The 19,499-nt window shown below is 71.1% G+C and carries 20 protein-coding genes and 1 riboswitch; of the genes, 7 read left to right on the top strand and 13 right to left on the bottom strand.

The window, feature by feature from the left end; genetic code table 11:
• The first annotated feature begins 6 nt into the window (after window positions 1-6).
• The 4 genes from CXR04_RS22975 (at window position 7) to CXR04_RS22960 (ending at window position 3,059) form a co-directional block, all read left to right on the top strand.
• Complete coding sequence (locus tag CXR04_RS22975; RefSeq protein WP_234380427.1) at window positions 7-270, top strand: hypothetical protein; 264 nt, start codon at window positions 7-9, stop codon at window positions 268-270.
• Complete coding sequence (locus CXR04_RS22970; protein ID WP_101424189.1) at window positions 267-1,679, top strand: putative T7SS-secreted protein; 1,413 nt, start codon at window positions 267-269, stop codon at window positions 1,677-1,679. Before CXR04_RS22975 ends, CXR04_RS22970 begins: the two co-directional genes overlap by 4 nt.
• 116 nt (window positions 1,680-1,795) lie before the next feature.
• Entirely contained in the window at window positions 1,796-2,398 is a 603-nt protein-coding gene (locus CXR04_RS22965) for a hypothetical protein (protein WP_101426542.1), read from the top strand.
• On the top strand, window positions 2,391-3,059 hold the full coding sequence (locus CXR04_RS22960) for a hypothetical protein (protein WP_101424188.1): 669 nt from the start codon (window positions 2,391-2,393) through the stop codon (window positions 3,057-3,059). Before CXR04_RS22965 ends, CXR04_RS22960 begins: the two co-directional genes overlap by 8 nt.
• Before the next feature lie 247 nt (window positions 3,060-3,306).
• On the opposite strand, the gene CXR04_RS22955 is transcribed toward CXR04_RS22960, so the two are convergent.
• The 4 genes from CXR04_RS22955 to CXR04_RS22940 all read right to left on the bottom strand — a co-directional run bounded on the left by CXR04_RS22955 (window position 3,307) and on the right by CXR04_RS22940 (window position 8,032).
• Complete coding sequence (locus tag CXR04_RS22955; RefSeq protein ID WP_101424187.1) at window positions 3,307-4,593, bottom strand: SAM-dependent methyltransferase; 1,287 nt, start codon at window positions 4,591-4,593, stop codon at window positions 3,307-3,309.
• A gap of 187 nt (window positions 4,594-4,780) precedes the next feature.
• Entirely contained in the window at window positions 4,781-6,277 is a 1,497-nt protein-coding gene (locus tag CXR04_RS22950) for an NAD(P)/FAD-dependent oxidoreductase (RefSeq protein WP_101424186.1), read from the bottom strand.
• Window positions 6,278-6,575: 298 nt separating this feature from the next.
• Window positions 6,576-7,241, bottom strand: coding sequence for a YdcF family protein (locus tag CXR04_RS22945; RefSeq protein ID WP_101424185.1), 666 nt, complete (start codon window positions 7,239-7,241; stop codon window positions 6,576-6,578).
• Window positions 7,238-8,032 (bottom strand): GntR family transcriptional regulator, encoded by a 795-nt coding sequence (locus CXR04_RS22940; protein WP_101424184.1) that lies wholly within the window; start codon window positions 8,030-8,032, stop codon window positions 7,238-7,240. Before CXR04_RS22940 ends, CXR04_RS22945 begins: the two co-directional genes overlap by 4 nt.
• Before the next feature lie 156 nt (window positions 8,033-8,188).
• Between CXR04_RS22940 and CXR04_RS22935 the strand changes: the two genes are divergently transcribed.
• From CXR04_RS22935 to CXR04_RS22925, 3 genes are read left to right on the top strand one after another with little or no spacing between them, the layout of a single operon-like run.
• Window positions 8,189-8,581, top strand: coding sequence for an ATP-binding protein (locus CXR04_RS22935; RefSeq protein ID WP_101424183.1), 393 nt, complete (start codon window positions 8,189-8,191; stop codon window positions 8,579-8,581).
• A 40-nt stretch (window positions 8,582-8,621) separates the two neighbouring features.
• Window positions 8,622-9,740: a hypothetical protein gene (locus tag CXR04_RS22930; RefSeq protein WP_101424182.1), complete on the top strand. Its 1,119-nt coding sequence runs from the start codon at window positions 8,622-8,624 to the stop codon at window positions 9,738-9,740.
• Window positions 9,737-10,114: an ASCH domain-containing protein gene (locus CXR04_RS22925; RefSeq protein ID WP_101424181.1), complete on the top strand. Its 378-nt coding sequence runs from the start codon at window positions 9,737-9,739 to the stop codon at window positions 10,112-10,114. Before CXR04_RS22930 ends, CXR04_RS22925 begins: the two co-directional genes overlap by 4 nt.
• On the opposite strand, the gene CXR04_RS22920 is transcribed toward CXR04_RS22925, so the two are convergent.
• From CXR04_RS22920 to CXR04_RS22875, 9 genes are all read right to left on the bottom strand, one after another.
• Entirely contained in the window at window positions 10,106-11,032 is a 927-nt protein-coding gene (locus tag CXR04_RS22920) for a Ppx/GppA phosphatase family protein (RefSeq protein WP_101424180.1), read from the bottom strand. The two genes, CXR04_RS22925 and CXR04_RS22920, sit on opposite strands and share 9 nt — an antisense overlap.
• Window positions 11,029-11,565 carry a DUF501 domain-containing protein gene (locus tag CXR04_RS22915; protein WP_101424179.1) on the bottom strand — a complete coding sequence of 179 codons (537 nt, stop codon included), beginning with the start codon at window positions 11,563-11,565 and terminating at the stop codon, window positions 11,029-11,031. The genes CXR04_RS22920 and CXR04_RS22915 overlap by 4 nt, the downstream gene beginning before the upstream one ends.
• Window positions 11,566-11,678: 113 nt before the next feature.
• Window positions 11,679-12,146, bottom strand: coding sequence for an FtsB family cell division protein (locus tag CXR04_RS22910; protein WP_199850512.1), 468 nt, complete (start codon window positions 12,144-12,146; stop codon window positions 11,679-11,681).
• A gap of 111 nt (window positions 12,147-12,257) precedes the next feature.
• Window positions 12,258-13,541, bottom strand: coding sequence for a phosphopyruvate hydratase (gene eno / locus CXR04_RS22905; RefSeq protein WP_047016128.1), 1,284 nt, complete (start codon window positions 13,539-13,541; stop codon window positions 12,258-12,260).
• A gap of 399 nt (window positions 13,542-13,940) precedes the next feature.
• Window positions 13,941-14,612, bottom strand: a complete 672-nt coding sequence (locus CXR04_RS22900; RefSeq protein ID WP_101424177.1) for a LysM peptidoglycan-binding domain-containing protein — start codon at window positions 14,610-14,612, stop codon at window positions 13,941-13,943.
• A 76-nt stretch (window positions 14,613-14,688) separates the two neighbouring features.
• A riboswitch (cyclic di-AMP (ydaO/yuaA leader) is annotated at window positions 14,689-14,853 on the bottom strand.
• A gap of 208 nt (window positions 14,854-15,061) precedes the next feature.
• Window positions 15,062-16,120 carry a LysM peptidoglycan-binding domain-containing protein gene (locus CXR04_RS22895; RefSeq protein ID WP_101424176.1) on the bottom strand — a complete coding sequence of 353 codons (1,059 nt, stop codon included), beginning with the start codon at window positions 16,118-16,120 and terminating at the stop codon, window positions 15,062-15,064.
• A gap of 98 nt (window positions 16,121-16,218) precedes the next feature.
• The gene (locus tag CXR04_RS22890; protein ID WP_101424175.1) at window positions 16,219-17,460 is read right to left on the bottom strand and encodes a cytochrome P450 family protein; all 1,242 of its coding nucleotides are present in this window, start codon (window positions 17,458-17,460) and stop codon (window positions 16,219-16,221) included.
• 1 nt (window position 17,461) lies between these two features.
• On the bottom strand, window positions 17,462-18,670 hold the full coding sequence (locus CXR04_RS22880; RefSeq protein ID WP_234380426.1) for a MazG family protein: 1,209 nt from the start codon (window positions 18,668-18,670) through the stop codon (window positions 17,462-17,464).
• Between the two features lie 77 nt (window positions 18,671-18,747).
• Window positions 18,748-19,401, bottom strand: a complete 654-nt coding sequence (locus tag CXR04_RS22875) for a SurA N-terminal domain-containing protein (RefSeq protein WP_101424174.1) — start codon at window positions 19,399-19,401, stop codon at window positions 18,748-18,750.
• Between the last annotated feature and the right edge of the window lie 98 nt (window positions 19,402-19,499).

Genomic DNA, 19,499 nt, shown 5'->3' with positions numbered 1-19,499 from the left:
CGCTTCATGAGGTTGCTGAAGCGCTCGGTGCAGTCACTCGAAGGGGTCCACAAGGCCCTGCGCGACTCCACCATCAGCGGCCTCGGCACGGACAACCTCGACGACGCGTGCGAGGACTTCCAGGACGACTGGAAGTACGGCACGGGCCAGATCGGGGAACAGGTCGAGGAACTGGCGGAGATCGTCGGGGACAGCAAGGAGAGCTACGCCGAGGTAGACAAGGCCCTGGAAGAGAACCTGACGAAGGCTGCCCAGGGAGGCGGCACATGACGAACGACGGAGCGCCCGGCTTAGACGGCACCCCGCAGCCGGACAAGAAACCCTTCGACTTACCCCCGCCCGCGGACGACTGGTCCTTCATCCAGCCCCAGGGCCTCCAGCCGGGCACGGTCCCCGACCGGTACCCGTACCTGGGCTTCAACCCCACCCCGGGCAACACGGATACCGTCCGTGCCCTGGGCGCCAAGCTGATCAAGTGCGCGAAGGTGCTCGACGAGACCCGCGACATGATCACCAAGCTGATGGACGGCAGTTACTGGAAGGGCGACGCGGCCGTCGCCTTCCGCCAGCAGTTGGAGGACGGCCCGCTCCCCCTGAACCTCAAGAACGCCGCGCACTCCATCAGGAAGGCCGCCAGGCAACTCGACCGCTGGGAGACGGAACTCGGCGACTTCCAGCGCCGCGCACGGAAACTCGACGACCGCGCCCGCGAGGCGCGGCGCACCCTGGACGAGGCGGAGTCCCGCGCCGGCGCGGCAAAGCAGGAAACCAGCGACCACACCGGCCGCACCGGCGACCGCCCGGACCTGAGCGCCAAGAAACCGGGGGACGACCCCGACTCGGAGGCGACCCTGCGCCGCCTCAACGCGGCGGTGGACGAAGCGCAGGCCGAACTCGACCGCATCCTCCGCAGCGCGCGCACCCTGGCCTGGGAACACGAAACGGAGGCCGCGTCCCGAGCGGACGACATCCGCGACGCCACGGACAAATTGGCCCCCCAGGAACCGGGCTTCTTCGCCAAGGCAGCAGCCTGGATCACAGAAAACCTCCCGGACATCCTCAGCATCGCGGCAGGCGTGGTGGCCCTGGCCGCCCTGACGATCGTGACGGGCGGCACGGCAACGGCGATCCTGCTTCTGGCCGCGGCAGCCCTGAGCGCGGGCGCACTGACCGCACGGTTGGCGGACCCGGCGGTTCGGGCGTCGATCTGGGACGGCGTCACGAAAGGAGAGTTCGACGCGGACTTCTGGAACAACTCGGTGAGCGCGCTTGCCGACGGACTGGGCGTGGTACCTGGTGCGGCCGCCGTGGGGAAGGGTGTTGTCAAGGGAGTGGACGTTGTTCGCGCAAGCACCGAGGCTCTGACGCTGGGCCAGAAGTTCGGCACGGTGGGCACCCGCATCATGACCGAGGCCCAAGCTGTCGCCGCGCTGGGTAATCCGCTGCTGGCACGGGGGGTCCATGCCGTCGGATGGACCGCACAAACGGCCAACCGTATTGAGGTCGGCGCAGCATCGACAGGTGTGCTGTCCGGCGGGGTGGGTCTGGTCGGCACCGGTGTAGAAGCTCTTGAGAACGATATCGTCGGCGGGTCGGACAGCCTTCTCGGCGGTGTCGAAATCGTTGGACTCACCAGCGGAGAGATGATCGAACTAATCCGCCATATACCGACACGGTGAAGGAAACGACGTCGTCTGCCGGCCACTCTCGAACGAGGTCTTCCGTGCACCCTTCCGACTATTCCACCGCCTGGGACCATCCCCCCACCCGGCGCGTGTGGGCCGAGCGACTGACGATGAACACGATCGCCTTCATCGGCTGGCTTCTCACCGCCTTCGGAGTCCTGATACTCATCCTGCTCCTGCCGACCGGCTTCGTTCCTCTGTTGATTTTCCCCATGGTCTACGGCGGATACCGTGCACTCATCGCGCTCGCCTTCTTCCAGGTTTACGTGCGAATGCGCCGCATCCTTCAGACTTACCCCTGGCGCCTCGACCACGCCCCTTACGGTCTATCACAGCACCCTGAATCACCTCACGGAGACAAGTGGATCGAGTTCCCGAACCCGGAGCGACCCGGAGAGCGCATACCGCTGCACTTTCTCACCCACTATCGCGTGAACTGGTGGGGGAGGCGCATGGCACCCCGCGCCAAGCCGGAACTCAAGGCACAACTGGACCCGATTTGGTTGGCCGGCGATCCGCGCTTTTTCGGCGTCGTCGCCGTCAGCAGTGGCCCTCCGAGTAAAACGGCAGACCTCAAGCCGAAGCGCCTGCACCTACTCACCCAACCCCACGCGTTTTTCGCACCTGCCGACCATAACTCCTGGGAGGCAAGCGAGCAGTACGTCGCACGTGCCCGGCAGGCCGGCGCCCGGTCAGCGAGGCGCAATGGCTGACGAACATGCCACGTACGTCCTCAGCGATTCCGTCACCCAACCCGACCGCGAAGCGTGGTTCGCCCTGCCCGCCGGATTCACCACGCTGCCGCTCGACGCTCTCACCGCCCAGTCCGACACCACCGACGCCTCGCGACTGCGAGAAGTCGTCGACGACCTACTCGCCGGAGTTCCCGACGGGGTCGGGCGGCAGCGGGTGATCGGGCAGTTAGCTGGTGCTCAGCGGATGATGCTCGCCCTTCGTGAAGAAGGCGTCGTGCACTGTTCGCTGGGACTCCATCGCGACGACGACGGCGACGGGCGACTGCTCACCTCGTTCTTCACCTTCCGGTGGCAGGAGATCAGTCGCGCGCCCCTGCACCTCACCGCCGCTCGTGCCGTCGCCGCAGGTCACGACCGTATCGAAGTCCTCGACTTACCCTGCGGGCCCGCCGCCATCGGGGAGGCGGCGATGCGCGTCGCACCGGATCTCGGGATCGCCGTCGAGCGGCTGTTGCAGATTCATGCCTATCTGCCCCACCCCGACGGCAGCCGGCTCGCCGTGCTCACCCTCACCACTCCCGCGCCGCACCGCCGTGCCCACTACCGCGCGATGCTGCACGACGTCGCCGAGCACGTCAGCTTCGACGACCCGCTCGTGCACCTGCGCACACACGTGTGACGCGGGGACCGCCGCACCCCCGGTGCGTGCACCAAGGGGCGGGACGACGGCGGTCCCCGCGTGGGGACGCGCGGGCCGGTCAGGCCGTGCCCTGCGTCCGGCGACCAGGAGGTCCGGGAGCCGCTCCGGAGAGTTCCTTGCCGACGTCCTCAACGATGCAGGACCCGTGTTAACCCCGTGCTGCGCCGGCGTGACGCCCTCGTACCGTTTGCGGAATCACCCGGTCCACGCGCCCCAGGACAGAGCCTCAGCGCCACCGCGGCTGCCGCAGCGGCACCCCCGAGTCGCCCGACGCCGGGGTCCGTACCGCCAGCACCTGGTTCACGCCGATCCGGTTGTGCTCGAAGGACAGCGCCGACGCCGCCATGTACAGCCGCCACACCCGCGCCCGCCCCGGCGAGGTCAGGGTCACGGCCTGAGCCCAGCGGGCCTCCAGGTTCGCCACCCAGCGGCGCAGCGTCAGCGCGTAGTGCTCGCGCAGCGCCTGGGTGTCGCGCACCTCGAAGCCCGCGCGCTCCAACTGGTCCACCGTCGTGCTGAGGGGCGACAGCTCCCCGTCGGGGAAGACGTACGCGTCGATGAACTCGTCGATGACGTAGTCCTCTTCATCCGCCAGCGGACGGCGGGCGATCTGGTGGTTGAGCAGCCGGCCGCCGGGGCGCAGCAGCCGGTGGAGGCCGCGGGCGTACTCGCCGTAGCGCTGGGAGCCGACGTGCTCGGCCATGCCGATGGAGGAGATCGCGTCGTACGGGCCGTCGGCCGTCTCGCGGTAGTCCTGTACCCGGATCTCGATGCGGTCGCCGAGTCCTGCGTCGGCCACCCGCTTGCGCGCGTACGCGGCCTGTTCGCGGGAGAGCGTGATGCCGACGGCGCGTACGCCGTATTCGCGCGCCGCGTGCAGCACCATCGAGCCCCAGCCGCAGCCGACGTCGAGCAGCCGGTCGCCCTCCCTGAGGCCGAGCTTGCGGCACACGAGGTCGAGCTTGGCGGCCTGGGCGTCCTCCAGGGTGCCGTCCTCGTGCCAGTAGGCGCAGGAGTAGACCATGGACGGGCCGAGGACGAGGGAGTAGAAGTCGTTGCCGACGTCGTAGTGGTGGCTGACGGCGGCCTTGTCGCTGCGCAGGGTGTGCAGGGCGCCGCGGACCTTGTGCCGGCGCACCTCCTCGGGCGGCGGCGGGGGCGGGGGCAGCGGCCGGGCGAGGGCGAGGGCGCCGCGGGCGGCGGCGGCGAGGCGGGCCGGGCGGGGGCGGGGGGCATCGGGGCCGCGTTCCCAGAGGAGTCCCGCGAGCCGGTCGAGGGCGGCGTACAGGTCGCCTTCGACGTCGATCTCGCCGGCGACCCAGGCGCGGGCGAGGCCGAGTTCGCCGGGCCGCCACAGGATGCGGCGCAGCGCTCTGCGGTGGCGTACGACGAGGACGGGGGCGCCCTCGGGACCGGCTTCCGAGCGGTCCCAGGCGCGGATACGGATCGGCAGCGGGCCTCCGAGCAGCTCTTCCGCGAGGGCGGCGAGCCGGGGCGCGGCTCCGTGGGGCATGGCGCACCTCCGTGAGATGGGCAGGTGGTCGACGTGGTGTGTCCGCCGTTGCTGGACTACACGTAAACACCAAGACCCACCCGGGGAAGTCCCGTTGCCCGCCGGGGCGCGGGTACCAGCCGAAAAGAGCAGTCAGGCGCCCTGCCCGGCGGACCGGGTGGGCGCCTGACCGGCGGGTACCTGGAGGTCAGGAGGCGCGGGCCGCCTCGCGGCTGCGCTCCTCGCGACTGCGCTCGTCGCGGCCGTCCTCGGCGGGCGGCAGGCCGGCGGCGCCGCGGGCATGCTGCTGCTCCCGCGTCGCCTCTCCGTCGCGTACGGACTGGTCGTGCTGGGCCCGGGCGGCGGCGGTGACCGGCGCGGCGGCCTCGTAGAACTCGTCCCGCGGCGATTCCATGGCACCCAGCGAGACGACCTCGCGCTTGAGGAAGACGCCGAGCGTCCAGTCCATGAAGACCCGGATCTTGCGGTTCCAGGTGGGCACGGCGAGGCCGTGGTAGCCACGGTGCATGTACCAGGCGAGGCGGCCCTTGAACTTCAGGGACCGGCCGAGCACGTTGATCATCGCTACGCCCTTGTGCAGGCCGAGCCCGGCGACGGCGCCCTTGTTCTTGTGCCGGTACTGGCGCTGCGGGAAGCCGCGCAGCTCCGCCACGACGTTGTCGCCGAGGAGCTTGGCCTGCCGCAGGGCGTGCTGGGCGTTCGGCGGGCACCAGGCGTTCTCGGCGCCGGCCGCGCGGGCGGCGAGGTCGGGGATCTGGGCGTTGTCGCCGGCGGCCCAGATGTAGTCGGTGCCCTGGACCTGGAGGGTGGCGGCGGTGTCGACGTGCCCCTTGGGGCCGAGCGGCAGGCCGTACTCCTTCAGCACCGGGTGCGGCTTGACGCCCGCGGTCCACACGATGGTGTGGGAGTCGACCTCCAGGCCGTTCTTGAGCACGACGCGGCCGTCGACGCACGACTCCAGGGAGGTGTCGAGGTAGACCTCGATGCCGCGCTGCTGGAGGTGCTTCAGCCCCCACTTGCCGAGCGCGGGGCCGACCTCCGGGAGGATCTTGTCGGCGGCGTCGACGAGGACGAAGCGCATGTCCTCGCGCTTGATCGAGGGGTAGTACTTGGCGGCGTCACGCGCCAGGTCCTCGATCTCGCCGATGGTCTCTGCGCCGGCGAAGCCGCCGCCGACGAAGACGAAGGTGAGCGCCTTGCGCCTGGTGTCGGCGTCGTTGGTGGACTCCGCCTTGTCGAGCTGCTCCAGCACGTGGTTGCGGAGCCCGATGGCCTCCTCGACGCCCTTCATGCCGATGCCGTTCTCGGCGAGGCCGGGGATCGGGAAGGTGCGGGAGACGGCACCGAGGGCGACGATCAGGAGGTCGAACGGCACCTCGTAAGGAGTGCCGACGATGGGTGCGACAACCGCGACCTTGCGGTCCTGGTCGATGGAGGTGACGCGGCCGGTGAGCACCTCGGCGCCGGGAAGGACCTGGCGCAGCGGCACCACGACGTGCCGGGGGGAGATGCTGCCGGCGGCCGCCTCGGGGAGGAACGGCTGGTACGTCATGTACGAGCGCGGGTCGACGACGGTGACCGACGCCTCCCCGTACCGCATCTTCTTCAGGATGCGGCGCGCCGCGTAAAGGCCGACGTAACCGCCGCCTACTACGAGGATCCTGGGACGCTCCGTAGTGCTCATGATTCGAGTATCCCCCCGGTACCGGAGGGGTGCTCGTGAGGGGGTTCACAAGCTCCACCCCCTGTGGTGCTACACTGCGCCGCCGCACCTTGTGCGCTCGTCACGGACCGCGGGGCGGTTTTCGGCGACAGGCCCGTGAGCTGGGATTTCGAGCCCGCGACGCACAGACGTCACTCTGACGCAAAGCGCCTGTCACACGCCGCGCGGGCCCGCGGAGTCCAGGATCCGAGCCAGAAGGCGAAATCCGCACCGGAAGCATGTGAATAACTTCACGAACTTCCTTCGGTGCTCGGCTCCGTCACTTCCGCTCCGTGGCATCCGGTACGAGTCTGCTCGTGAAACCGGCGTCGCGCAGCCGCTCGTACGCTGCGGCCACGTCGTCGGGGATGTGCTGTTCGATCATGAAGTCCTGCTGCGGGTAGACCATGAGCCGCTGCTGCGCCCCGACCAGCATGTCGAGCACCAGCCGTGCGTCCCCGATGGAGTCGACGTATCCGGTCAGCGTCATGGGCGTGGAGGCACTGACCCAGTCGACTTCGGGCCACAGCTTGCGTGCGGTCGCGTAGGCCCGTCGTTCCTCGTACGGCTTGCTGATCAGCAGGACGGACGACACAGGGACACCGTGTTCTTCGAGCAACGTGCGGGAGAAGCGGATGTTCTCCCCCGTGTTCCGGGCCCGTGGCTCGACGAGGACCGCACCGGCCGGCACCCCCAGCTCCACCGCCCGCTCGCGGTAGTGCTCAGCCTCCCCACGCGGCATGCGGTCGCGTGTGGTGCGGCTGGTCGCCCCGGTGAAGACGATCAGCGGCATCATGCCCCGGTGGTAGAGATCGGCGGTGATCTCAGCGACTCCGAGGTCATGGCTGCCCAGCCCGATCGCAACAGAGCACGGACGCAGCTCGTGACCCATCTGCTGAAAGTCCCAGAGCCGTTGCGCGTCGGCCCACACCTGCGTCGAGATCACTGGCTCTCGCCCTCCGCCTTCGCCGAGTCGGGGACCTTGAAGTCATAGGTCCAGGAGAAGCGCGTCGCCGCGTGAACGCCGATCGCGAATTCCACCACGGTGCCGTCAGCCGTGCAGGTCGTCCGGTGCAACTCCACCACCCACTCGCCCGGTGCGAGCCGGAGGAGTTGCGCTTCGTCCGCCGTGGGGATGCGTGCGAACAGCGTTTCCCGCATGTGGTCGATTTCGTATCCGGCGTCATACAGGACACGGAAGCCGCCGCCCCGGCCGGCGGGCCCCGGCGCCGGGTCGACGATGCGCGTTCCTTCCACGTGCTCGGGACGGTAGTAACTGGTGAGCGTGTGCGTCGGCTGTGAGCCTTCCTTGATCACTCGCGCACGTGCGTAGACCTCCGCACCTTCGGGCAGGCCGTGCGCCTGAGCGACGGCGGCCGGCGCAGGCACCCGGCTGATGGTCTGAGTCTGCTCGTCCCGGTTGTACGCGCGCCCGGACGCCACACGGTCGGCGATGAACGCCACTTCATCGCCGTCGCGCCACTTGGCCTTGTCGTACCGCCCGATGCCGAGCCGCTTGAGCGGAATCCGCTCGCGGACGACCGTGCCGTGTCCACGCGACGACGTGACCAGCCCTTCGGCTTCCAACGCCTTGTACGCCGCGTGGACCGTGGACTTCGAACCTTCCCCCGCTTCCACGAGGTCCCTGATCTGCGGCAACTGGGCACCGGGCAGGTACTCGCCGCTCCTGATCTGTTCGGCCAGTCGGTCCGCAAGCTCTCGCCATTTGGGCGCCATGCCGCACTCCTCTCGACAGCGACAGTGAAGCACAGTCCTAGGACTGTTGACTGTCCTAGGACTGCGCGCCATAATCTTGCTCAACCGGCTTGCAGTCCCAGGACAACGAGCGCCAGGGCGCCGCCGGTCCGCCCACGCCCGAGGATGTGACTCCAGGTGAAATCGCGTTCGTTCCCTCGCAGCGTCGCAGCCGTCGGCCGCGCGCGAACATTCGTGGCGGACTGCATCAGCGGATGCGCTCCCGAGCAGGCCGACGACATCCGCGTGTGCGTCTCCGAACTGGCCACGAACGCCTTACAGCACACCCCCATCGGCCGCCGCTTCCTCGTCCAGATCATGTGCAGCGACAACGTAGTACGCATCGAGGTACACGACGCCAGCACCAACATCCCGCACCTATGCACGCCCGCAGACACCGACGACCGCGGCCGCGGGCTGCTGCTCGTTTCCGCATTCGCGGACGACTGGGGAGTGTCCGACCGCACCGGCCCCGGCAAGGTCGTATGGGCCGAGTTCAAAATCAGGCAACCGGCAGAGGCAACGTGTTAGCGGCGCGGCATCGTTCTGTTCACCCAACCGAGGAGGAAGTGTGAGCACTTACCCGGTATCGCCGAATACTGTCCTGGCCAACGCGCTTTCACACGCTCAGGACGTGCTCACACCTCGAGTCCTCGACGCGGCACCCGAGCGGATCGTGTTCGTCGTCGGGACGCAGATCAACGGGGCGCCCCACATCGGTACGTCACTCGTCCAGTCCCTCACCTTCGATACGGCAGCGAGGGTGCGCGAGAAGTTCGGCGCGCCAGTCGAGGTGCGGTTCGCCGCGCTGGACAACGCCCCACACGCCATCGTCACGGCCCCCTCGACCGGTCACCGGTACATGCGCACCTACGCGCACGCTCTCGGCGAGCAGGCCATCACCAAGCAGATCGACGCCTTGTACCGACCGCTCTTCGCCGCGCTCTCCGAGCGCCTGGCGGTGCCCTACGCCGTCGAGACCTACAGCCAGCAGCAGGCCACCGAGCACTACCGGCGCACGTGGCTGCGCGTTCTGCCCCGTATGGATGCGGCCCGCTGGTGGCTCGCCCCCTCGGCCGGCGTCGCTCACCTCCGCGTGCCGTGTCCCGCATCGGGATGCGGCTGGTCCGAGAAGTACGCCCAGCGCACGTGCGTACGCGACAGCAGCCGCGATCACGCCACCGTCACCGCCGAGTGCCTGCACCACGGCGCGTACGAGGTCACCATCACTCCTGGCGGTGGCGGGTACCTCGACCTGGCCACCTTGTACCGGAACCTCGTGAAAGAGTTGTCCCTCGGCGACAAGTACAGCGGCACGCTCCACGTGATGGTCAAGGGCGGCGATTGGGTGTTCGGCTCGCAGCTCGTCGACGGAGCCCTACAGGCCGTCGGCCTCGCCCCGCAGCAGCTTCCCGCCCGGTTGTTCTGCCCGCAGGTCGTCACGGACACGGGCGCGAAGCTGTCCAAATCCCTCATCCGGGAAGGGCATGCGCCCTTGCCGGACGGCGCGGAGCCCTGGATGCTCGACACCCGGGAATGGCCCGGCACGTTAGCCGACTACGTCAAGCGCCTGCTCGGCATGACCGAGATCGTGCTCTCGGACCCGCGGCACTTCTTCCGTTCGTACTCCGTCGGCGAAGTCGGCCGACTGCTGACCGCACCAGCGACTAGGAGCGTTCCCGCCCCATGACCGGAACCATGGCTCGCGTTCACGAGCTGAATCTCTACCGGCGGTATTTCGATCTTGTCGCCGCCGGCACGAAGTCCATCGAGGTAAGGGTCAAGTATCCGCACCTCGCCGACCTTGCCGCGGGCGACGTGATCCGGTTCCGGATCAAAGGCACCGAGGAAACTGTCGACGTAAGGGTCACCCGGGTCAACGAGTACCCGAACTTCGAGGCCCTGCTCGACAGCGAGGGCCCGGACAACGTCAATCCGACAGCCTCGCGCGAGCAGCAGCTCGCGAACATTCGGAGCATCTACGGCCCCGAAAAGGAAGCGCTCGGTGCCCTCGCCGTCGGTATCACCCGCGTTTCGGCAGGTCAGCGGCCTCGATCAGGCTGAGGCGGACCGGTACGCGATCCCGTCCAGGATGTCGTGTTCGCTGACGATCACCTCGGGGGCGCCCGTGCGCTCCATGACCGACAGCAGGACCAGTGCCCCCGCGGCGATCACGTCGACGCGGCCCGGGTGCATGACCGGGATGGCGGCTCGTTCCTCGTGGGTGGCCTTGAGCAGGGAGTTCGTGATGTCGCGGATGCGGGCCACCGGGACGCGGGCGTGGTGCAGGGCCATCGTGTCGTAGGCGGGGAGGTCCATGGCGATGCCCGCGACCGTGGTGACCGAGCCGGCGAGGCCGACCAGGGTGGCGGTGTCGCGGAGCGGGACCGCGGCTTCCGCCGTGTCCAGGGCCGCGGCGATGTCGGCCTTCGCCGCCTCGATCTGCGCCGGCGCCGGAGGGTCGGCGAAGTGGTGGCGCTCGGTGAGGCGGACGCAGCCGATGTCGACCGAGCGGGCCGCCGCCACCTCGTCCGTGCCGGAGACGAACTCCGTCGAGCCGCCGCCGATGTCGACCACCAGGTACGGCCCCGGCACCCGTCCCGACAGCTCCTTCGTCGCGCCCGTGAAGGCCAGCGCGGCCTCCTCGTCGCCGGTGATGACCTCCGGGCGGACGCCGAGGATCTCCTCCACGCCGCGGGCGAAGTCCGCGCGGTTCTCCGCGTCCCGGGAGGCGGAGGTGGCGACGAACCGGGTACGGACCGCGCCCAGCCGCTCGATGATCTCCGCGTACCGGCGGCAGGCCGCGAAGGTCCGCTCCAGCGCCTCGGGCGCCAGCCGGCCCGTACGGTCCACGCCCTGGCCCAGCCGGACGATCTCCATCCGGCGGTCCAGGTCCTTCACTTCGCCGGACCGCGTGTCGACGTCCGCGACCAGCAGGCGGATCGAATTCGTACCGCAGTCCACGGCAGCCACTCGGGTCATGCCTCATCCTCCCCGGATTCCTCGGGCGTCACGCACGGGCCCTTGGCCCACCACTCCGGCAGCATCGCCAGCGCCTCGTCCCCCAGCGGGTTCACCCCGGGCCCCGCCGCCAGCGCGTGCGCGACCAGCACATGCAGGCACTTCACCCGGTCCGGCATCCCGCCCGCGCTCGGGAATCCTGCCAGCTCGGCGATCGCGTCGCGGCGGGCGAGGTAGTCCTCGTGCGCCGCGCGGTACGCCGCCGCCAGCTCCGGGTCCGCCGCGAGCCGGGCCGTCATCTCCTTCATCACGCCGTCCGCCTCCAGCGTGCCGATCGCGGAGTTCGCGCGCGGGCACGTCAGGTAGTACAGCGTCGGGAACGGCGTGCCGTCGGGCAGCCGCGGGGACGTCTCCACGACATCCGGGTTGCCGCACGGGCAGCGGTGCGCCACGGCGCGCAGGCCGCGCGGGGCGCGGCCCAACTGCGCGGCCACGGCGGCGGCGTCGGCCGCGGTGGCGGGGGTGTGCTCGGTGGGCGGCGGGGGCTTGTCCATCTCTCCTCGTTCAGCCGGGCGGTCGGCGTCAGGCGCCGGGCGGCGGCGGGCGGCAGGTGTCCCGCGTCGGGCCGGCGTGCCGCGGCGGGCGGCGTTCGCGTACGTGACGCGCCTCAGCGCCGGCCGTCCGCGGCGTCCAGGCCGTCCCACAGGTTCTCGTACCACGGCCTGTCCACCGCCTCCCCCTCCGCACCGGAGCCGGCGGAGCCGGTGCCGTCGCGCATCAGGTAGCCGGTCTCGCCGGGCAGGACGTAGTGCAGGTGCTCGCGGGCCTGCCGGCGCACGTACTCCGGGTCGTTCCAGCGGGACTTCTCGTCCCGCAGCTCCTCCACCCGCTGCTCGGCCTGGGCCTTCTCCCGCTCCAGCTCGGCGACCTCGGCGCGCTGGGCGATGTACTGGCGCAGCGGGTACGCGAGCGCCACCACCAGCGAGCAGACGACGAGCGCGAGCACCGCGGCCCGCCCCGTCAGCCGGCTGCGCCGCGGCGGGCGCGCGCGGTAGACGCGCTCCGAGACCCGGCTGACGGCCTGCTCGCCGAGCAGCTTGAGCCGGGTGGTGGTGGAGAAGCGCTCCCTGGCCATGTGCGTCGCGTCCTCCCCGGGCGGCAAGCGGTGGTCGGCCCCGGTCGCACCCTACGCGGTGCGGCCGGGGCCGGGGGCGTCCGACGCCGATGTCGTACGGGGTCGGTCCGTTCAGCCGTTCTTGTAGCGGGGGAAGGCGCTGCGGCCCGCGTACTCGGCGGCGTCGTCGAGGATCTCCTCGATGCGCAGGAGCTGGTTGTACTTGGCGACCCGCTCGGAGCGGGCGGGGGCGCCGGTCTTGATCTGGCCGCAGTTCGTGGCGACGGCCAGGTCGGCGATGGTGACGTCCTCGGTCTCGCCGGAGCGGTGGGACATCATGCACTTGAAGCCGTTGCGCTGGGCCAGCTCGACGGCGTCCAGGGTCTCGGTGAGCGAGCCGATCTGGTTCACCTTCACCAGCAGCGCGTTGGCCGAGCCCTCGTCGATGCCGCGCTGCAGCCGCTCGGGGTTGGTGACGAAGAGGTCGTCACCGACGATCTGCACCTTGTCGCCGAGGCGCTCGGTCAGCACGTGCCAGCCGGCCCAGTCGTCCTCGAACAGCGGGTCCTCGATGGACACCAGCGGGTAGTCCGCGACGAGCTGCTCGTAGTACTCCGTCATCTCGGCGGCGGAGCGGCCCTTGCCCTCGAAGACGTACACGCCGTCCTTGTAGAACTCGGAGGCGGCGACGTCGAGCGCGAGGGCGACGTCCTGGCCCGCGGTGTAGCCGGCCTTCTGGATCGCCTCGATGATGAGGTCCAGCGCGTCCCGGTTGGAGTCGAGGTTCGGCGCGAAGCCGCCCTCGTCGCCGAGGCCGGTGGACAGGCCGCGCTCCTTGAGGACGGCCTTGAGCTGGTGGTAGATCTCCGCGCCGCAGCGGACCGCCTCGGAGAACGACTCGGCGCCGATCGGCGCGATCATGAACTCCTGGATGTCCACGTTGGAGTCCGCGTGGCTGCCGCCGTTGAGGATGTTCATCATCGGCACGGGCAGCACGTGCGCGTTGGGGCCGCCGAGGTAGCGGAAGAGCGGCAGGTCGGACGCCTCGGAGGCGGCGTGCGCGACGGCGAGCGAGACGCCGAGGATGGCGTTGGCGCCGAGGGAGGACTTGTCGGGGGTGGCGTCGAGGTCGAACATCGCCTGGTCGATGAGGCGCTGCTCGGTGGCGTCGTAGCCGACGAGCTCGGGGCCGATCTGCTCGATGACGGCGAGCACGGCCTTCTCGACGCCCTTCCCGCCGTAGCGGGCCTTGTCCCCGTCGCGCAGCTCCAGGGCCTCGAAGGCGCCGGTGGAGGCGCCGGACGGAACGGCAGCACGGCCGGTGCTGCCGTCGTCGAGGCCGACCTCGACCTCGACCGTGGGGTTGCCGCGGGAGTCGAGAATCTCTCGGGCTACGACGACGTCGATGGACGGCACGGTGTCTCCTTCGGAGGGATTCGCTACGGGTTCCGCCCTGAGCCTAGCCGCCCCGGGTGACGGCCCCGGCGCGCACCCGGCCGCATTCCGCGGTACGAGACGGTTCGGGCCCGGGAGCGGGGACGGACCGCGGGACGCGGCGCGGGACGGGAGCCGCGGGGGCGGGGGCGGCGGGGACGGAGGCTGCGGGGACGGGAGCCGCGGGAGCGGGTGGCGTACGGCGTGGTCGTCCCGGCCCGCGCACCGGACGGGCCGGGACGGCCGCGCCGTACCGCGGCGGCGTGCCGGGCGGCCGGCGGGCCCAGGGAGCGGGCGGCGGCAGGAGCGGCAGGCAGCGGTGCACACGGCGCGGGCGGGCCGGCCCGTTCGTGGTCCGGTTCGGCCCGCCCGCGCACGGGGCTAGTTCACCTTCAGCTTCTGGCCCGGCCGGATCAGGTCCGGGTTCGCGCCGACGACCGGCTTGTTGTCCTCGTACAACTGCTGCCAGCTCTCCGCGCCGTGCCGCCGGGCGATGTCGTCGAGGGTGTCGCCCTCGCGGACCTCGTAGTAGAAGCCGCGGAAGACCGTGCGGGACTCCGGCTGCGTCTGCTCGGCGGCGCCGCGGGCCTCGGTGCCCTGCGGGGCCTCCTGCGGCGCCTGCTCCTGCGTCTGCGGGGCCGGCTGCGGCAGGGTCTCCGGTTGCTGCTGCTGTTGCTGCGGGGCCTCCTGCGGCGCCGGGGGGACGATCTGCCCGGCGGCCGGACTCCCCGCGGCCAGGCCCGCGCGTGGGCCGCAGTTGGGCCACGCGCCCGGGCCCTGCATGGACAGCAGCCGCTCCGCGACGGCGATCTGCTGCTGCTTCGACGCCAGGTCGGCGCGCGAGGCGAAGCTCCGGCCGCCGGCGGCTTCCCAGCTCGACTGGGAGAACTGGACGCCGCCGAAATAGCCGTTCCCGGTATTCGTCGCCCAATTTCCTCCGGACTCGCAGGCGGCTACCCGTTCCCACGTATCGATGGGCGCCGCGAACGCGTGCTGGGCGCCGAGCACCGGCAGCCCGATCGCTGTTCCGGTGGCGCCCACGAGGACGGCCATGCGGGAGTGTGCACCAAGGCGTGCCTGTGCGGCGGGGCGGCGGTGCTTACCCGTTCCGGCAGGAAGAAGCATGATGCTCTTTTCTCACCGACGCCTGCGAGGTGAGCTGTCGGGTGCGGGCTGTGAGTGCCCGGCCGTACGTCATACGTGCGGCTTGACCCCAAGCCGCCCGGTCCGCCTTCTCGTTGGACCGGAGCGGCGCTTACCGTGGGTCCCCCGCTCCTGTCAGCGGTGCTTCATGCACAGGTGGCCCGGGTGAACGCCGACAGGATTCGGCGTGAGGCGATCACCGGGGCTCGCGTTGGCGAGCAATGTGACGGTAAGCACATAGGCGTGTGCGATTCAAAGACCTCGGAAAATGCCACGCCCGGTTTTACGTCCGTCAGGTAGCCCGGTCAGCCGATTACGTCAAATATGACTAATACGCGCCGACTTCACCCGCCGGCTGTTCAGTTCCCGCTCAATTCGAGTTCCTGACCAGGCTTGATGGTGTCGGGGTCCTTACCGAGGGAGTTCTTGTTCCCGTCGTACAACTCGGACCATCCGCCCGACAGGGAATGCTCTCTGGCAATTTCCGAGAGGGTGTCACCCGGTCGGACGGTATAACTGCCGTCGCCCGCCGCGGCATCGCGTCCCGAGGCGTCGCCCTTGCGGTCCCCGCCGCGCTCGTCCGCGTCGCCGGGGATCTCAGCGATCCACTCGCGGCCCGGCTCGGGCAGCTCGGCCTCGTCGGGCGACTGGGAGGCGCCGGGGGTCTCGACGGCCTCGCGCGGGGCCTCGGGGGCGCCGGGCGAGGCCGGGGCCTCGGACGGGGTGGGGGTCGCGGAGGCGTTCGGGGCGCGGTGCCGGCCGGAGCCGTCGGCGGAGGTGGTGTCGTCGTCCCGGCCGGTCCCCTCGCCGGGGCCGCCGTCGTGCTCGCCCGGGTCCTGGCTGCCGCGGTGCTTGCCAGCGCCCTCGCCGGCCTTCCGGTCCTCGTCGCCGCTGTCCTTGCGGTCGCGCTTGTCCTCGCGGTCCGTACGCCGGTCCTCGTCCTGGCCCTGGGAGTCCTCGCCCGGGCTCGGGGCGAGGGTGGGCGGCGCCGTGGGCAGCAGCGGCAGCTCGGCGCCGGGGTCGACCTCCGGCACCTCGTCGTCGCCGTGCAGCCCGGCGTCCTGGGCGCACTCCGGCCACGCCTTGTCGGCGCCCATGCCGGCGAGGATGCGCTCGGCGACCGTGATCTGCTGCGCACGGCTGGCGAAGTCGGGCTGCGAGGCGAACTCCTCGCCGCCGTACTCCTGCCACATGTCCATCGTCAACTGCAGGCCGCCGTAGTACCCGTTGCCCTCGTCGGCGCTCCACAGCCCGCCGCTCTCGCACTCGGCGACCCGGTCCCACGTGCCGGCGTCGGCGGCGCTCGCGCCGCTCGCCCCCAGCAGCGGCAGGGCGAGACCCGCCCCGGTCGCACCGGCCGCGACGACGAACGCGGGGGCCTGGCGGGGACGTCGGTGGCGTCCGTTACCCGAGCGCATGCGAGTGCCTTTCGTTCCCTGTGTGTTCGAGCCAGTGGCCGAACTTAATACCGAACTACCTCCGATCACAAGTTGATCGCCTGATAGTCACGCGCAGATCACAGAGAAGGGCCGAAGTGCACCGGCAGCGTCCGCAGGCCCCGCATGATGAGCCCGCCGCGCCACCGCAATTCGGACGTCTCGCCCGCCAGCCGCAGGTCGGGAAGGCGGCGCAGCAAGGTACCCAGGGCGGTCTGCGCCTCCAGCCTGGCGAGGGGTGCGCCGAGGCAGTAGTGGATGCCGTGGCCGTAGCCCACGTGCTGATTGTCACGCCGGGACAGGTCCAGGGTGTCGGGTTCCGCGAAGCGCGCGGGGTCGCGGTCGGCGGCGGCCAGCACGACGAGCACCGGGTCGCCCACGGCGACGCGCTGCCCGCCGATCTGCAGCGGCTCGGTGGCGAACCGCCACGTCGCCAGCTCCACCGGGCCGTCGTAGCGCAGCAGTTCCTCCACCGCGGAGGGCAGCAGCGCGGGATCCGCGGCCAGCCGGGCGCGCTCGGCGGGGTGGGTGAGGAGGGCGTACGTGCCGTTGCCGATCAGGTTGACGGTGGTCTCGAAGCCGGCGAACAGCAGGATGAACGCCATGGCGGCGGCCTCGTTCTCCGTCAGCTTCTCGCCCTCGTCGGAGGCGCGGATGAGGCCGGAGATCAGGTCGTCGTCCGCGGCGTCGCCGCCGCCGAGCGCCGCGCGCTTGCGGTGGATCAGCTCGGCGAGGTAGGCGCGCATCTTCTTCACCGCGCGCGCGACGCCGCCGCGCGGGCCCTTGCCGTGGTGGATCATCACGGCGGCCCAGTCGCGGAAGTCGTCCTGGTCCTCCGCGGGGACGCCGAGGAGGTCGCAGATGGCGTAGATCGGCAGCGGGAAGGCGAACTCGTGGATGAGGTCGGCCTCGCCGCGGTCCGCGAAGCCGTCGATGAGGCGGTCGGTCAGCTCCTGCACGCGGGGCGCGAAGGCGGCGACGCGGCGGGGCGTGAACGCCTTGGAGACCAGCCTGCGCAGCCGGGTGTGGTCGGGCGGGTCGATGTTGAGCAGGTGGGTCATGAGGCCGGCGCTGCGCTCGCCGGGGATGCCGGTCTTGTCGCTGTGGTGGTGCGCGGGGTTCTTGGACAGCCGGGGGTCGGCGAGGGCCTGGCGGGCGTCGGCATAGCGGGTGACGAGCCAGGCGTCGACGCCGCTGGGCACGGTGGTGCGGTGGACGGGCGTGTGGGTGCGCAGCCAGGCGTACGCGGGATAGGGGTCGGTGGCGAACTCCCCACTGAAGAGCGCGGGCTCGGGCCCGTCGCCCGCGGGCGGACCGGCCACGTCAGCGCGCGCCGGAGGACCCGGCGGCGGACGGCCCGTCGGAGGCGCCGGAGTCCTCCGGAGCCCTGCCGTTCGTGCCGGGCGGGGTTTCCGGCCTTGCGGCGTCGTACGTGCCGGTGCCGCCGCCCCCGGCGGCCTGCTCCGCCGCGCCCGCCTGCTCCGCCGCGAGGATCGCCTCGCGGTACGTGCGCGCCGCGGCCCGCAGCGCCGTCTCCGGCTCCACGCCCTGCGCCTCGGCCCGCAGCGCCAGCGCGAGCAGTTCGGCGCCGAACCCGTCCACCGGATCGCCCGCCGGCGCGGTCGCGCCACGGCCCTCCCGTACGGCGGCCCCGTCCCTGCGAACGCCGTTCCCCGCGGCCGCGGGAGCCCCGTTCCCGAGCCCGGCCCGTGCCCCGCCGGGCACCTGCACCGCCAGGCCCGCCGTGCGGGCGCGCCCGGCCAGCTTCGCCACCAGCGACAGCGCCGACTGCGCCAGCGGCACGCCCTCCGTGACCGACGTACGCCGCTTCTCTATGGCCTTCTCGCGCAGCCAGTGCGCCTTGACGTCCGCCGGGGTCTCGGCCACCGCGTCGCCGAAGACGTGCGGATGGCGGCGGACCAGCTTCTCCACGAGCGTGCCCGCCACGTCGTCGATGGAGAAGGGCTCCTCGGGGTCCTCCTCCGCGATCCTGGCGTGGAAGACGACCTGGAGCAGCACGTCCCCCAGCTCCTCGCGGACAGCCTGCAAGTCGCCGGACTCGATCTCCTCGACCAGCTCGTAGACCTCTTCCAGGCTGTGCGCCGCCAGGCCCGCGCTGGTCTGCCCGCTGCTCCAGGGGCACTCGCGCCGGATCCGGTCCATCACCTCGACCACGTCGATCAGCCGGGCGCCCGGCACGTCGTACGAACCGGGGAGCAGCTCCAGCGACGGCATCTCCACCCGCCCCGAGCCCGCCAGCCGCGCCAGGCCGTCCGTCAGCCCGGGCTCGCCGTCCGCCGCGGCGACCACGACGACGGTGGCGCCCTCGGCGCAGGCGTCGACCAGCTCGCGGGCGTCGGGCACGGCGGTCTCCACCTCGACGCCCGACTCCCGCAGATACGGCACCTGCGGATGCGCGGCGTCGGCGCACAGCACGCGGTCGGCGCCGCGCAGCGCCTCCCACGCGGGCCAGGACAGCAGCCCGGGGGCGATGCGGTGGGTGGTGGTCAGCAGGACGATTCGGCCGGTCACGTCCCCGACCGTAACGGACACCGCCGACAGCCCGGCACCGGCGGCCGCGGAACGACGGGCCCAAGCCCGCCGCCCGCTCACTGCTGCGGGCCGGCGTCGCCCTCGGCGGTGGCGCTGACCTGCTTGATCCACGGGGTGTCGGCCTGCCCCAGCCGCACCTGCTCGTTGTCCCACGTGCCGAACCGCGGGCTGACGTCGATGCCCAGGTCCTTCGACGCCTCGACCAGCACCCCGCCGAGCCGCGCCTGGCCCTCCTGCGTCTGCGGGTTGATGCCCAGCTTCTCCACCAGCCCCTGCACCATGAGCTGCTGCTTGTAGTGCGTGTCCAGGCCCTCCGGCGGGATGCTGAACTGCTGGACGTACATGGTCTCGAGCTGCTTCTCGCCGCCGACGGACTGCGCCTCGGCCTGGCGCGTGCGCTGCACCTCGCTGCGGGGGACGGTCACGCCGTGGCTCTCCGCGGCCTGCTCGATGACCCGGCCCTGGAGCATCGTGTTCAGCGTGTCCACGCTGAGGTCGCCGCTCTGGTCGATCATCTCGGCGGCCTGGGGGCTGTCGTTCTGCGCATCGCGCACCTCGGCGACCCGGTTCTGCAACTGCGAGACCGTGATGCGCTCGTCGTCGCCGAGCACGGCCGCGGCTCCCGCGCGCGGTTCGCCGCTGCACGAGCTGAGCAGCGGCACGGCCGCGATGAACGCGGCGGCGGTTACGGCGAGCGCTGTCCTGCGCATGGCGGCCTCCTGGGCGGCTTTCCTGCGGCGGCGTGCCACTTCGTGATACGGATCACGATCTTATGCAAGGGGTGGCCGGCGCCACCACTGCCAAGGCA

Origin of the sequence: Streptomyces sp. CMB-StM0423, assembly GCF_002847285.1 — a bacterium.
GTDB lineage: Bacteria > Actinomycetota > Actinomycetes > Streptomycetales > Streptomycetaceae > Streptomyces.
The sequence above is the reverse complement of the archived record's forward strand: the minus strand, read 5'-3'. Positions and strand labels throughout refer to the sequence as shown.